Source organism: Variovorax rhizosphaerae (genome assembly GCF_037889975.1).
Classification (GTDB): domain Bacteria; phylum Pseudomonadota; class Gammaproteobacteria; order Burkholderiales; family Burkholderiaceae_C; genus Variovorax; species Variovorax rhizosphaerae.
Genome location: NZ_JBBKZT010000010.1, coordinates 290,520 through 304,383 on the forward strand (window position 1 = coordinate 290,520; position 13,864 = coordinate 304,383).

The following is a 13,864-nucleotide window of genomic DNA, read 5'->3' on the forward strand; positions in this document are numbered from 1 at the left end:
ACGAAATGTCACCTTTTGGTTACGTGAATTTGCCCGCTTTTGGTGCGGTTAATGTGGCGAAACGACACCTCCCGTCATTTCGCGACGAGAAACCGGCATTTGTTGACAGCCCACCGGCTAGCCTTGGACGCATGCCCCCGTCACACCTCTACGCCTTGGGAGCCATTGCGCTCTGGGCCACGCTCGCCTCGCTCGGTACCGCGCTGTCGCACTTGCCGCCCTTCCAGTTGACCGGCTTGTCGCTGGCGATGGGCAGCCTGCTCAGCCTGCCGAGCGTGTTGCGAAATCGCAACGCCTGGCGCGTGCCGCCGCGGACCCTGGCGCTGGGCGTGTACGGCCTGTTCGGCTTTCATTTCCTGCTGTTCCTGGCGCTGCGGCATGCGCCACCGGTGGAGGCCAACCTGGTCAACTACCTGTGGCCGCTGCTGATGGTGGTGCTGGCGCCGGCGCTGCTGGTCAGCGTCTCGTTGCGGCCCGCGCACGTGGTGGCGGCGCTGCTGGGCTTCGCCGGCGCGGCCATCGCGATCCTGGGCGCGAGAGGCGGCACGGCCGGCGTGACATCCGAAACCTGGGGCTTCGCGCTGGCTGCGGGATCCGCTTTCATCTGGGCCAGCTATTCGCTGTGGACGCAGCGGGTGCCGGCCTTCCCGACGGCGGCGATCGGGCTGTTCGGGCTGGTCTCGGGGCTGCTATCCCTGGCGTGCCACTTCATGCTCGAACCATCGGCCAGCCTGTCGGTGCGCGACTGGCTGCTGCTGGCCTTGTGCGGGCTGGGGCCGCTCGGCGCCGCGTTCTACCTGTGGGACATGGCGTTGAAGCGCGGCGATGCGCGCCAGATCGGCATCCTGAGCTACCTCACGCCGCTGGCGTCGACAGCCTTGCTGCTGGTGGTGACGGGGCGGCCTCTGAGCTGGACGATTGCGCTTGCCGCGGCGCTGATCATCTCCGCCGCAGTCCTCGGCACGCGTACCAGGGCCGCCTGAGCTTCAGCCCGTACTCGACCCGCGCACGGTCCCTGCGCACCGGGCGGCGACTCGACACAGGACGACCCTCGACGCCGAGTCGCCGCCGATCCATCCAACCAGGCGATCGATTTGCCGGTCATCATTGGCAGGTGCGCCGCGCTGCTGGCATCGAAATCGCTTGGCCGTTGCACACGACAACTCCAGGGTGAACAACGATGGCAAAAATTCCTCCCGGCGTCGGTCCGCGCTTTCCGCAGGTGGTGGTGCTGGTCGGCGCGACCGGCGACCTGGCGCGGCGCAAGCTGCTCCCCGGCTTGTTCCATTTGTGCAGCACAGGCTTCATTCCGGGATGCCGGATCATCGGCGTGTCGCTTGACGAAATGGATGTCGAGGGCTTTCGAAAGTCGGCGCGTTCTGCGCTCGACGAATTCGGCAGCCGCAAGGTCACCCCGGCCGCGTGGGACAGCTTTGCCGCAACGCTCGACTATGTACCGCTGTCGGCCGGCGCCTCGGCCTTGCGGGAGGCGGTCGACCGCGCAGAGCAATCCCTGGGGGTCGAGTGCCGACGGCTGCACTACCTGAGCGTGCCGCCCAACGCGGCGCTGACGGTGGTGCGCATGCTGGGCGAGGCGGGGCTGGTGGAGCGTTCGCGCATCGTGATGGAAAAGCCCTTCGGCACCGACCTGAAGAGCGCGGTCAGCCTCAACAGCAAGCTGCACGAGGTGTTCCAGGAAGAGCAGATCTTCCGCATCGACCACTTCCTGGGCAAGGAGCCGGCACAGAACATCCTGGCCTTCCGCTTTGCCAACGGCCTGTTCGAGCCGATCTGGAACCGCAACTTCATAGACCACGTGCAGATCGACGTGCCCGAGACGCTGGGCCTGGGCAAGCGCGCCGGCTTCTACGAGCAGACCGGCGCGTACCGCGACATGGTGGTGACGCACCTGTTCCAGATCCTCGGCTTCATGGCGATGGAGCCGCCGACCGCGCTGGACCCTGCGCCGATCAGCGAGGAGAAGAACAAGGTCTTCCGCAGCATGGAGCCGATCCAGCCGCACGACGTGGTGCGCGGCCAGTACAGCGGCTACCGCGGCGAGGAAGGCGTGGACCCGGATTCGGACACCGAGACCTTCATCGCGCTCAAATGCCACATCGACAACTGGCGCTGGGCCGGCGTGCCCTTCTACCTGCGCACCGGCAAGCGCCTGGCAGAGGGGCAACGCATCATCTCGATCGCGTTTCGCGAGCCGCCCAAGAGCATGTTCCCGCCGGGCTCGGGCGTCGGCTCGCAGGGGCCGGATCACCTGACCTTCGACCTGGCGGATGCGTCGAAGATGTCGCTGTCCTTCTACGGCAAGCGGCCCGGGCCAGGCATGCGGCTGGACAAGCTGAGCTTGCAGTTCGCGATGCGCGATACCGGGCTGGCGGGGGAGGTGCTGGAAGCCTACGAGCGGCTGATCCTGGACGCGATGCGCGGGGATCGCACGCTGTTCACCACGGCGGAAGGGATCGAGCGGCTGTGGGAAGTCTCGACGCACCTGCTCGAATCGCCACCGCCGGTGCGGCTCTACGAGCAAGGCTCATGGGGGCCGAAGCCGGTTCACCAGCTGATCGCGCCGCATGCGTGGCGGCTGCCCTTCGAGCGGGCTTGGCGCGATCCGAACAAGACGGGCAATTGAGGGACTTATTTTCGGCGGCACCCGCGGAACCGCCATAGCCGGGCCGCTGCGTGCGCGCCTTGAAGCGCCGTAGGCGCTTGGCTCGGGTCAGGCCGATCTGCTAGCGCACCGGCGAGGTCACCACGCCGTTGCTGGCGGGCGCGGGCGCCACATTGCCCTGCGGCAGCGGCGCCATCGGCGGCAGCGGCACGCGTGACGACGATGACGTGGCGCCCGGCCCCGCGTCCTGCACCGGTGCCGGCGTGATCGGCGCGGACACGCCGCCCGAACGCTGCGCATTGGCCAGGTCGGCATCCGTGACGAGGTCGAGCACACGCACCACCTTCGCGACGCCCGAGACGCCCCGGGCGACATCGCTGGCGCGGTCGGCTTCACGTCGCGTGGCGATGCCCATGATGTAGACCACGCTGCGTTCGGTCACGACCTTGAACGAGTTGGCAAAGATGTCCTTGGCGTCCAGCAGCGAGGCCTTGACCTTGCCGGTGAGGTAGGTGTCGTTGGAGCGGTCGGCCAGCGAGCTGCCCGGGCCGACCGTCACTTCGTTGACCACCGCGCGCACGTTTTCGAGACGCTGGATCTCGTTGCCCACGCGTTGCTTGTCCGCCTCGCTGCCGACCGTGCCCACCAGCAGCACCTGGCGGTTGTAGCTGACCACCGTCACGTTCATGTTGTCGTTGGCGATCTGGCTGACGCGTGCGGCGGCACGCAATTCGATCGCCTGGTCGTCGAGCTGTGCGCCCGAGCTGCGGCGGTCCGTCGCGACCATGCCTGCACCGGCGACCGCGCCACCCACCACCAGCGGCACGCAGCCCGGCAGGCTGGCGGCGAGTGCGGCAATCGCGGTGAATGCAATGAGCATGCGTTGGGCGGAGGGGGTCTTCATGAACAATGATTCCTGTGCGTCTTGTGGTCGGAGCGGCGGCCTTCAGGTCAGTTTAGCCCACCGTTTTTCTTCGCTCGCGGCACTCAGGCCGGGAGTTGCGATGCGTCGTTTTCCTGCTCGCCGAGCAGTTGGGCGTCCACGCCATCGCAGAGGCAATGCAGCACGAGCAGGTGGACTTCGTGGATGCGCGCAGCGCGCTCATGGGGCACGCACACCTGGACATCGGTCTCGCGCAATGCGCGCCCGACCGCACCGCCATTGCTGGTGCGTCCGCCACCGGGCGCGAGGCCGAGCAAGGCCACGACCGTCATGTCACGCGCATGCGCCGCCTCCGCCGCGGCCAGGATCGCTGCCGATTGGCCGCTGGCGCTGAGCACCAGCAGCACGTCGCCGGCCTGGCCGAGGGCGCGCACCTGTCGCGCGAAGCGATCGGCGTCGACGGCCTGGGGGGTGTCGGCCAGCGGGTCCGCACTGTCGCCGGCGAGTGCGATGGCGCCGAGTTCGGGCCGGTCACGTTCGAAGCGGCCGACGAACTGCGCGGCGAACTGCGCGGCCAGCAGGCCTGACACGCCTGCCCCGCACGCGAGGATCTTGCCGCCGCTGGTGACGCAGGCCAGCAGCGCCTGCATTGCTTGGGAAATGGGCTTGCTGAGGACGGTGCCTGCCTGGTACTTGAGGTCAGCGCTGTCGATGAAGTGCTGCTGGATGCGTTGCTCGAGCATGGTCCGGATGATAACGATGGGTCTGTGGTTGAAAGGAAAGGGGCCCGCAAGTTCCTATGCGCCTGTGCGCCCAATCTCGGCCTCAGCGGGGTGCTCGGCGACGCGATGCGCACGACGGGCCAGGCGATCATTCGTGCCATCGTGGCGGGCGGGCGCGATCCCAAGGGGCTGGCATCGCCCTGGTCGGGTCAAGGCCAGCGCCCAGGAGATCATCGAGGCGGCGAGGGGCCGCGGCGAGGCCTTCGTCGACCAGGGCCGACTGCGGTACGAAGAGCAGCAGACTCGCCGCCCTCGGGCGCCGAGCCAATACCTTCGGCTTTGTCGTCACACCGGCCGGCGCAATCTCCTGGACGGCCGCATCAAGGGATCTGTTTCTCAAGATCTCTTCAGCCAGCGTCAAACGCTCCTTGAAGCCACTCGATGCGACCGGCCTCGACCAGCACCACGTCGAAGCGACAAGGCGGCAGCGTGCGCAGGTTCATCAGGTAGTGGCGCGCCGCGAGGATGACGCGGTGCTGCTTCAGGCCGGTGATGCTGCCGCCGGCGCCGCCGTGCGAGCCGCTTGCGCGCCGCCGCACCTCGACGAACACCAGCGTGCCGTCGCGCGGGTCGCGCATGATCAGATCGATCTCGCCGCCGCCGCGACCGGGGGTTCGATAATTGCGCGCGACGAATGCGAGGCCGGCCTCGAGCAGATGCGCCAGCGCCGCGTCCTCGCCCGCGTCGCCGCGCTGCTTGGTCGTGACGCCGGTGCGCGTGGCGCCCGCCCTTCCTGCTGATGACTTGTTCTGGAGAAACACTTTTGAGCTCCCTGATCCCCGCCTCGTTTGGCGCCGCACTGCAGGCGGCACGCGATGCCGCGGGTGCGCAGCATTATCCGCAAGGCACGCTGTACGTCGTCGCGACGCCCATCGGCAACCTGGCCGACATCACCCTGCGTGCGCTGCATGTGCTGGAGATCGCCGATGCCATCGCCTGCGAGGACACGCGCCACACCCAGGGCATGCTGCGCGCCTATGGCATCGACCGGCCAGGAGCGCGACTGCTGGCCGTGCACCAGCACAACGAGGCCGAGGCGGCGCTGGGTGTGATCGCGCGGCTGGCGCAGGGGGAGCGCATCGCCTATGTGAGCGATGCCGGCACGCCGGGCATCAGCGATCCGGGCGCGCGCCTTGCGGCTGCGGTGCGCGAGGCGGGGCATCGGGTGCTGCCGTTGCCGGGGGCGAGCAGCGTGACGACGCTGCTGAGTGCGGCGGGGCTGGTCGGGGCCGAGGAGGATGGCAGCGCCTTCGTCTTCGCCGGCTTCCTGCCCACCAAGGCCGGCGAGCGCGACGCGGCGGTGCAGCGGCTTGCGCAAGAGCCGCGTTCCGTGCTGCTGCTCGAAGCGCCGCATCGCATCGAGGCGATGGCCCGTGCCTTGGTGGTGCTGGGGCCGCGACGGATCACGTTGGGGCGTGAGCTCACCAAGCAGTTCGAGGAGATCGCGACTGTTGCCGCGAAGGACCTGGCCGGCTGGCTGGCCGCGGGACCGCAACGCACGCGCGGCGAATTCGCGCTGGTGCTGCACGCCACCGCGAAGACGCCGGACGGCACAGGCGACGGCGAACGTGTGCTGAAGCTGCTGCTGGCCGAGTTGCCGGTGAAGTCCGCGGTGAAGCTCGCGGCGGAGATCAGCGGCGCGCCGCGCAACGGGCTCTATGAGATGGCGTTGAAGCTGCGGGCTGGCGATTCGCGCGAGGATTGAAATGAAAACCCACCCCTGAATGCGCCTGCGGCGCCCGTGCGGCCGCCAGAGGCGGCTGCTCTTGCGGGCCGTCCAAGCCTGCGCAGGCAGGCTTGGAGCCGCGGCCCTCAGCCCCTCAAGAGGGCGCACCCGGCGGCCCCGCAAAGCCGGTTCCACGGGTGCCCACGAACAGACATTGCTCGCACTGGTTTCATGCGTCGTGGGTCACGCGATTAGCGGGGTGGAAAACTAATTTGAAGCCGCCCCGGCCTCAGCCATCCAGTTCCGGATAGCGCCTGAAGATCCCGTCCTCGTTGAACGCGATCCGGCGCGGGCTGTTCAGATACTCCTGCACGCGCTGCCGGCGGCCGACGTTGTCATGCAACTTGACCACCGCCGGCGTCGCCGCCAACGCGCGCGCCGTCGCCTTGGGGAAGGCGTATCGCAGCCCTTCCACCAGTTGGAACAGCGACAGGTCGGCGTAGCTCAGTGCGTCGCCGACCAGGTGCGTGTCGCCGGCCGGGTTGTGGCGCAGCACCTGCTCGAACCAGTTCAGGAACTTGGGAATGCGCTCTTCGCGGAAGGACTGGGCCACGCGTGCGGCTTCGGGCTTCTGGTCTTCGTAATAGAGACCGGTGCCGACCGGGTGGTGCGTGTCGTGCGCCTCGGCCACCACGTCGGCGATCGTGAGCTGGATCTGGTGCGTCCAGACGCGTTCCTGTTCCATGTCGCCGACCAGGTGCAGGCGCGGGCCGAGGTACAGCAGGATGGCGGCGGTCTGGCCGATGAAGACGCTGCCGTGGACGAGGAACGGCGGCGCGAACGGTGGCCAAGGGTTGTGCGGATCTTTCAGGCGACGCACCAGCGCCGCTTCGCCACCGCCCTGCTTCGGCGGCTCGCGCGCCACGTCGACATAGTCCACGCCGGCCGCCTCCAGCGCCAGCCGGACGAATTCGCCGCGGCCCTGGATCGTGGGCCAGTAGTGCAGTTGGTAGGTCATCGGGAAGGTCTCGCCGTTTTTGCCGCACTTCGCTCGCAAGCTTCAAGCCAGACCCTTTCGCGGCGGCGGAGGCGGTGGCAACGGGCGAGCAAACTCAGGGTCAACCCCAACGAAATGGACTTTGATCGACCATCGAACTAATCCGATTCGCCGCTACAGTCTCCTCTCCTTCCCTCCTTTATTTCCCGAAAGTGTCGCGATGACCCATGCCATCTACCCCTCGCTGAAGGGCCGTACCGTTTTCATTTCCGGAGGCGCCTCGGGCATTGGCGCCGACCTGGTCACCGCGTTCGCGGCGCAGGGCTCCAACGTGGGTTTCGTCGACATTGACGACACATCCGGCGAGGCGCTGGCGCAGAAGCTCGGCGCGGGCACGGTGTTCTATCAACACTGCGACATCACGGACATCGAGGCGTTGCGCGGCGCCATCGCCGCCGTGCGCGAGCGCTTCGGGCCGATCGGCGCGCTGGTGAACAACGCCGCCAACGACACCCGCCACAAGGTGGCCGACGTGACGCCGGAGTTCTTCGACCGCACGGTGGCCGTGAACCTCAAGCACCAATTCTTCGCGGCCCAGGCAGTGGCGCCCGACATGGCGCAGCTCGGCATGGGCAGCATCATCAACCTGGGTTCGGTGAGCTGGATGAACAAGAACAGCGAGCTGTCGGTCTACGCCACCTGCAAGTCCGCCGCGCAGGGGCTGACCCGGACGCTGGCACGCGACCTCGGCAAGCAGAACATCCGCGTCAACACGATCGTGCCGGGCTGGGTGATGACCGAACGCCAGCTCAAGCTGTGGGTCAAGCCCGAGTCGGGGGCGGAGATCGACGCCGCGCAATGCCTGCCGGGCCGCGTGATGGGCACCGACATCGCCGCAATGGCGCTGTTCCTGGCGGCAGACGACTCGCGCATGTGCAGCGCGCAGAACTTCACCGTGGACGCTGGCTGGAGCTGATCGACGCCGGCTGGCGCTGATCGACGGCGCTCCGGGTCGCGGGAAATTGGCACGAATTCTTGGCTTTTGCGAACTTTCGCGTGCGCAATTTGCTGGCATTCGCATCGATATGTAAGCACAATCTTCACATGTCACAAAGTGCTCACAATTCTCACGAATGGTGGAAAGACAAGTCCAACCCCACGGAGTTGGCAGCTTTCCGGGCGTCGTACCTCGCCGGCGAACGCGAACGGCGCAAGGCCGGATGGCGTCGCAACCTGATGTTGCTGGTCCTGTTGATGGCCACGCCCGTGTTGATCCGGCTGCTGGTCGCCTTGTGAGCATTGCGGACACCTTGCGCGATCGTCTGGATCGGTCGACGGGCGCGCCGCGCCTTAGCGTCGACCAGCTCTTTCAGATTGCCAGCGCCTTGCGCGCACTGCCCGCGACCGACGCCCGGACAGCCCAGGCCGTTGCCACTGCGATCGAATCCGTCGCTACCCGGCGCGCCACGCGCGAACGGCTGTTCAAGGAACTTGGCACCTTCCCCTCGTTTCGCCGGGCGGCGAAATGGGCGACCTCGACCTTCTAGGACGAGCACTGCGGGCGCGCCGCGCGGGGTGAAGCCCCGGTGCGGCGCGAGCACATGTCGGTATCTCGACAGGTGACAGTCACCCCGGACTGGCACGACCAGGTCCGCGATCGTTCCGAGCAGCAAGCCGACAGGACGCGGGCGTGCGCCGCGCCGCGCCGGAGTGGCTAGACTTACAGGCTCATGCGATGAGCTTTTACTTCCGACATGGATCGAACCGAACGCTTCTACAAGATCGAGATGCTCATTCGCCGCCGCCCTTCCGGCGCCGGCCCGGTGAGCTTCAACGAACTCATGGCCGAACTGGGCGTTTCCCGGGCCACCTTGAAGCGCGACCTCGACTATCTCCGCGAGCGCCTCGACGCGCCCATCGTCTACGACCGGTCCCGCAACGGCTACGAGTTCGAATCCCCGGCCGGGGGTGCCCCGACATCGGCCTCGCATCACCTGCCGGGCGTGTGGTTCAGCGAAAGTGAACTGCATGCGCTGCTGACGATGCACCAGCTGATGTCCGGCCTGGACGAAGACGGCGTGCTGTCGCGGCATGTGCAACCGATCCTCGATAAGGTTCACCAGATGCTCGGCAGCGTCGATGGCAAGGCCGAGGGGCTGGCCAGCCGCATCCGGATTGCCAGCATGAACCGCAGGCCGGTGGCCAGCAAGTACTTCGAGCTCGTGTGCCTGGCGCTGACGCAGCAAAGGCGCATCGAGATCCTCTACTTCACGCGCAGCCGATCGAGCGAATCGCTGCGCACGATTTCACCGCAGCGATTGGTGCACATCCGCAACACCTGGTACCTCGATGCCTGGTGCCAGAAGAGCGCCGGCCTGCGGCGGTTTTCACTGGACGCGATCCGCGATGCACGCGTGCTCGATGAAGCGGCGCAGATGCTGCCACTCAAGACCCTGGAGGCCTTGCTCGACGGCGGCTACGGCGCGTATGGCGGCGCCGCCGTCCGGCAGGCCACGCTGGTCTTTTCCGCCGAGGCGGCACGCTGGGTGGCCGACGAGCAGTGGCACCCCGACCAGCAGACGACATGGCTGCCGGACGGTCGCCTGGAAATGCGCATTCCCTACTCGGACGTGCGCGAACTGGCCATGGAGGCGATGCGCCATGGCGCCGACGTCGAAGTGGTCGGCGACGCGCCCCTGCGCCGCCATGTGGCCGAGAAGACGCGCCAGGCTGCGGCGCTGTACCCGCGCCAGCAGGCGGCTTGAACGGGGCCGCACGCCACCGCAGCCAGCGGCAATGTAAATTTCTTTTGCAAAGGCTCATCCAGTGAGCCTTTGAACGACGATCATCCTTTCTTGGCCCGCGCGAGCGCGTGGCCGAAACCCTGCCCAACCCGCCGTACCCCGACCAAGTCCTCCATGACCCGATTCCTGCACACCGCCGATTGGCAAATTGGCCGCCAGTTCGCCACTTTCGACCCCGAGCATGCGCCGATCCTGGCCGAGGCCCGCATCACGGCCGTCGAGCAACTGGCTGCATTGGCTACGCAGCACAAGGTCGACGCGGTCCTGGTGGCTGGCGACGTGTTCGACGCGCAGACCGTCTCCGAACGCACCCTGCGCCGCCTTTTCAACGCGCTGTCCGGCTATGCCGGGCCCTGGCTGATGATTTCCGGCAACCACGATGCCGCACTCGCCGAGAGCGTCTGGACCCGTGCGCGGCGCCTGGGCATCGTGCCGCCCAACGTGCACCTGCTACTGACGCCCGCGGTCCCGCTGTTCGCCGAGCTGGGCTTCGCGGTGCTGCCGGCCCCGCTGGTCCAGCGCCACACCTACGAAGACCTGACGAGCTGGTTCGATGCCGCCGAGACGCCCGCCGGCCTGCTGCGTATCGGCCTTGCGCACGGCAGCGTGCAGGGCATCTTGGCCGAGGACATCGACGCCACCAACCCGATCGCGCCAGACCGGGCCGCGTCCGCCCGGCTGGACTACCTCGGCCTGGGCGACTGGCATGGCTGCAAGCGCATCGATGCGCGCACCTGGTACGCCGGCACGCCCGAGCCCGATCGCTTCAAGGCCAACGAGGCGGGGCATGCACTGCTGGTCGAGATCGAAGCGCCCGGCGCCCAGCCGCTGGTCACGCCGCTGGCCGTGGCCCGGTATCGGTGGCAGTCGATGGACCTCAGCCTGCAAGTGCCCACCGACGTGGACGCCCTGTGCGACCGGCTGGGCACGCTGGATGCGCACCACGTCGTCGACCTGCGCGTCCAGGGCCAGACCGACCTGGCGGGCCTTCAGCGCCTGCAGGCCAGCATCGGCCGGGCTGAAGCGCGGGCACGCCATCTGCAAGCCGACCTGGGCGCCCTGCGCCTCGTGCCCACCGACGAAGACATCGCCGGGCTGCAGGTGGACGGCTACCTGGGCGAACTGGTCGAGGAACTGCGCGGCATGCAGGGCGGCGCGGACGCTGCGCAGGCGCGCACCGCACAGGGCGCCCTGGCGCTGCTGGCAGAGGCCCTGGCGCAACGTGTGCCGGCTGCCACTGCCACTGCAGCTTCCACTACCGTTGCTCCCGCTACCGCTACTGGTACCGCTGCTGTTGCTACTGCTACCGCTGCTGTCGCCACCGCTCCCGCTACCGCCGCTGCCTCACCCGGCGCCCCGCCCACAGCCTCTTCGAGTGCCCCGGCGATGGAGGTGGCTTGACCATGGGCATCCAGATCACCCGCCTGCGCGTCGAGCAATTCAAGCGCTTTCGCCAACCGCGCGAGCTGAGCGGCTTCGAGCCCGGGCTGAACATCCTCGCCGCGCCCAATGAATCGGGCAAGAGCACGCTGGTGCGCGCCATCCGCGCCGCCTTCTTCGAGCGCCACCGCTCCACCTCGGTGGAAGACCTGCGCCCCTGGGGCGAAGGCGCCAGCGCCGCCCCGCAGGTCGAGCTGGACTTCCTGCTCGGCGGCGACGCGCACCGCCTGCAGAAGACCTTTCTCGGCAACAAGAGGCGCTGCACGCTGCACATCGGGTCGCGCATGCTGGATGGCACCGATGCCGAAGACCACCTGGCCCAGCTGTTCGGCTTCGCCTTTGCCGGCAAGGGCGCCAGCAAGCCGGAGCACTGGGGCATTCCGGGCCTGCTCTGGGTGGAGCAGGGCACCGGCCAGGACCTCGACGTGAGCCACGCCCGCAATCACCTTCATGACGCATTGCAAGGCCAGGCCGGCGGCGCCGCCAATGCGCTCGCAGCCACCGGCGGCGACGAGTTGCTGGAACGGCTGCAGGGCCAGCGCAACGAACTGCTGACGAGCAACGGCAAGCCGCGCCTCGCCTATGCCGAGGCGGCGGCATCGATCGACACGCTGCAGGCCCAACTCGATCAGCTCGACGTGCAGATCGCCACCTACCGGCAGCAAGTCGACCAGCTGGCCCAGTTGCGCCAGCAGCACCAGCGCGACGAGGCGAACCGGCCTTGGGATGCCCTGCGCCAGCAACTCGCCGACACGTGCCAGCGCCAGCAAGCATTGCAGGCGGCGCAGGATCGCCTGCGGGACGACCAGGCCCGCCTGAACCAGCTCGAGGGCACGCGTGACTTGCTGGCCAAGGAACTGGACGGACTCGCGCAGCAGCAAGCCAACGCCCTCGCACGCGAGCGAGCCCTGGCCGACGCCATCCGTCAACATGAAGCGGCCGACGCCGCCACGTCCATCGCCCTGCAGCATGCGGAGAGCGCGCACAGCCGCACCCATGTCGCCGCAGAGGCGCTGCGGGCCGCACGGCTGGCCGCCAATCGGCATGACCTGTCCCGGCAACTGCGGCAGGCCGAAGCCGAAGTGGCGCGCAGCACCCAGGACGTGCAGCGGGCCGAACGGGCCCAGGCGCACCTGGCCGCCCTGCGCGCAACGGCCGCAGCCGCCCCCGCCATCAGCGAAGCACAGGTCAAAAAGCTCATTAAGCTCGATCGTGCCGAGCGCGACGCCGCCTTGGGCCGCCAGGCCGTGGCCACGCGGCTGCAATACACGCTGCCAGACGGCCAGGCGCTCGAACTGCTGACGCAGGGCCACAGCCAGCGCCTGCAAGCCCAGGGCGAACGACTGCTCGACGGCCCGGCCACGCTGCAACTGCCCGGCGGCGGACAACTCGTCATCACGCCTGGCGGCGAAGACCTGGCCGACCTGGCCCGCACGCATGCGCAGGCGCAAGAGGCGTTGCAATCTGCGCTGCAAACGCTCGGCGTCGCGGACCTGGCCGAGGCGCAGGCGCGGCTGGCGACGGTCGTGGAGCGTGAGTCGCAGTTCCGCCTGGCGGAGCAAGCCCTGGCCATCGTGGCGCCCCAGGGACTGGAACCCTTGCGCAGCGCGTTGTCGGAGGCCCAGGCACGCATCAGCACCACACAGGAGGCGCTTGCGCGCCTGCCGGCTGCTCCGGTAGAGCCTGCGCTGCCGCTGAACCAGGCGGAAGCCGAGCAGGAAGCCGCCGTCGCGGCCGAGCGCGCCACCCAAGCCGCGCTCGCGAATGCGCAAGGCCAGCAAGCTGCCGCTCAAAGCCAGCGCGAAACCGCGCAGCGCGAGCACGCGGCGGCGCAAGCCGCACTGTCCGACCCGGCGCGGGTGCAACGCCAGGCACTGGCACAGCAGCAACTGCTGGGCAACGAAGCCGAGCGCCAGGCGCTGGCCGCGCGCATCGCGCTCGCCGTTGCCGAGGTCAACGAAGCGCGGCCCGACATCGTCGCCCAGGACATCGACCGCCTTCAGCGCAGCATCGACCAGATGACGCGCAGCCACCAGCAGCGCCGCGAGCAGATCCTGCTGCTGGAGAACACGCTGCAACAGGCCGGCGCCCAAGGCTTCGAAGAGCAACACGAGGCGCTCGCCGGCAAGCTCGCGCGGGCCGTGCGCCGGCATTCGGAACTGCAGCACCGCGCCAACGCCCTCGACCTCTTGTGCACCCGGCTCAACGACAAGCGCCAAGCCACCCTGGCCCGCCTGCAAGCCCCGTTGCAGCAACGCCTGCAGCACTACCTGCCGCTGCTGATGCCCGGCGCCGCCGTGGCCATGAAGGCCGACCTGTCGCCCGGCACGCTGTCCCGCGCGGCGCAGACCGGCGGCGCGATCGAGTCCGGGGAGTTCGGCGATCTCAGCTTCGGTGCGCGCGAACAACTGGGCCTGATCAGCCGCTTCGCGTATGCCGACCTGTTGCGGCAGGCCGGCCGGCCCACGCTGCTCATCCTGGACGACGCCCTGGTCCACAGCGACGAAGCCCGCCTCGCCCGCATGAAACGCGTGCTCTTCGATGCCGCCAGTCGCCATCAGATCTTGTTGTTCACCTGCCATCCTGAGGACTGGCGCGACATGGGTGTAGAAGTACGGTCCCTGTCCTGAAGGCGTGAATCTTTCTACTGCGGACGCCGATCTCGGGCC

13 protein-coding genes and 1 pseudogene are annotated in these 13,864 nt (G+C 68.2%); 10 read left to right on the forward strand and 4 right to left on the reverse strand.

Features of this window, described 5'->3' with window-relative positions:
- Nucleotides 1-131: 131 nt before the first annotated feature.
- The gene (locus WKW82_RS22660; protein WP_340344595.1) at nucleotides 132-983 is read left to right on the forward strand and encodes a DMT family transporter; all 852 of its coding nucleotides are present in this window, start codon (nucleotides 132-134) and stop codon (nucleotides 981-983) included.
- A gap of 197 nt (nucleotides 984-1,180) precedes the next feature.
- Entirely contained in the window at nucleotides 1,181-2,644 is a 1,464-nt protein-coding gene (zwf, locus tag WKW82_RS22665; protein WP_340344596.1) for a glucose-6-phosphate dehydrogenase, read from the forward strand.
- Between the two features lie 100 nt (nucleotides 2,645-2,744).
- Here the strand turns inward: zwf and WKW82_RS22670 are convergent, their stop codons facing one another.
- A complete protein-coding gene (locus tag WKW82_RS22670) occupies nucleotides 2,745-3,527 on the reverse strand; it encodes a BON domain-containing protein (RefSeq protein WP_340344597.1) in 783 nt (260 codons plus the stop codon).
- A gap of 83 nt (nucleotides 3,528-3,610) precedes the next feature.
- On the reverse strand, nucleotides 3,611-4,249 hold the full coding sequence (locus WKW82_RS22675; protein WP_340344598.1) for an SIS domain-containing protein: 639 nt from the start codon (nucleotides 4,247-4,249) through the stop codon (nucleotides 3,611-3,613).
- 72 nt (nucleotides 4,250-4,321) lie between these two features.
- On the opposite strand from WKW82_RS22675, the pseudogene WKW82_RS40860 reads away from it, so the two are divergent.
- A pseudogene (locus tag WKW82_RS40860) lies at nucleotides 4,322-4,478 on the forward strand (IS110 family transposase); the annotation flags it as partial.
- A 157-nt stretch (nucleotides 4,479-4,635) separates the two neighbouring features.
- Here the strand turns inward: WKW82_RS40860 and WKW82_RS22685 are convergent.
- Nucleotides 4,636-5,049 carry a YraN family protein gene (locus WKW82_RS22685; RefSeq protein ID WP_340344599.1) on the reverse strand — a complete coding sequence of 138 codons (414 nt, stop codon included), beginning with the start codon at nucleotides 5,047-5,049 and terminating at the stop codon, nucleotides 4,636-4,638.
- A gap of 2 nt (nucleotides 5,050-5,051) precedes the next feature.
- On the opposite strand from WKW82_RS22685, the gene rsmI reads away from it, so the two are divergent.
- Nucleotides 5,052-5,993 (forward strand): 16S rRNA (cytidine(1402)-2'-O)-methyltransferase, encoded by a 942-nt coding sequence (gene rsmI, locus WKW82_RS22690; protein ID WP_340344600.1) that lies wholly within the window; start codon nucleotides 5,052-5,054, stop codon nucleotides 5,991-5,993.
- A 250-nt stretch (nucleotides 5,994-6,243) separates the two neighbouring features.
- Here rsmI and WKW82_RS22695 read toward each other — a convergent pair whose 3' ends face one another.
- On the reverse strand, nucleotides 6,244-6,972 hold the full coding sequence (locus tag WKW82_RS22695; protein WP_340344601.1) for a glutathione S-transferase: 729 nt from the start codon (nucleotides 6,970-6,972) through the stop codon (nucleotides 6,244-6,246).
- A gap of 199 nt (nucleotides 6,973-7,171) precedes the next feature.
- Between WKW82_RS22695 and WKW82_RS22700 the strand changes: the two genes are divergently transcribed.
- The 6 genes from WKW82_RS22700 to WKW82_RS22725 all read left to right on the forward strand — a co-directional run bounded on the left by WKW82_RS22700 (nucleotide 7,172) and on the right by WKW82_RS22725 (nucleotide 13,825).
- Complete coding sequence (locus WKW82_RS22700; protein WP_340344602.1) at nucleotides 7,172-7,927, forward strand: SDR family NAD(P)-dependent oxidoreductase; 756 nt, start codon at nucleotides 7,172-7,174, stop codon at nucleotides 7,925-7,927.
- Nucleotides 7,928-8,055: 128 nt separating this feature from the next.
- Entirely contained in the window at nucleotides 8,056-8,247 is a 192-nt protein-coding gene (locus WKW82_RS22705) for a hypothetical protein (RefSeq protein WP_340344603.1), read from the forward strand.
- Nucleotides 8,244-8,498: a hypothetical protein gene (locus WKW82_RS22710; protein WP_340344604.1), complete on the forward strand. Its 255-nt coding sequence runs from the start codon at nucleotides 8,244-8,246 to the stop codon at nucleotides 8,496-8,498. Before WKW82_RS22705 ends, WKW82_RS22710 begins: the two co-directional genes overlap by 4 nt.
- A 207-nt stretch (nucleotides 8,499-8,705) precedes the next feature.
- Nucleotides 8,706-9,716 (forward strand): helix-turn-helix transcriptional regulator, encoded by a 1,011-nt coding sequence (locus tag WKW82_RS22715; RefSeq protein ID WP_340344605.1) that lies wholly within the window; start codon nucleotides 8,706-8,708, stop codon nucleotides 9,714-9,716.
- Nucleotides 9,717-9,869: 153 nt separating this feature from the next.
- Nucleotides 9,870-11,156, forward strand: coding sequence for a metallophosphoesterase family protein (locus WKW82_RS22720; RefSeq protein WP_340344606.1), 1,287 nt, complete (start codon nucleotides 9,870-9,872; stop codon nucleotides 11,154-11,156).
- Between the two features lie 2 nt (nucleotides 11,157-11,158).
- Nucleotides 11,159-13,825, forward strand: a complete 2,667-nt coding sequence (locus WKW82_RS22725; protein ID WP_340344607.1) for an AAA family ATPase — start codon at nucleotides 11,159-11,161, stop codon at nucleotides 13,823-13,825.
- Nucleotides 13,826-13,864: the final 39 nt, after the last annotated feature.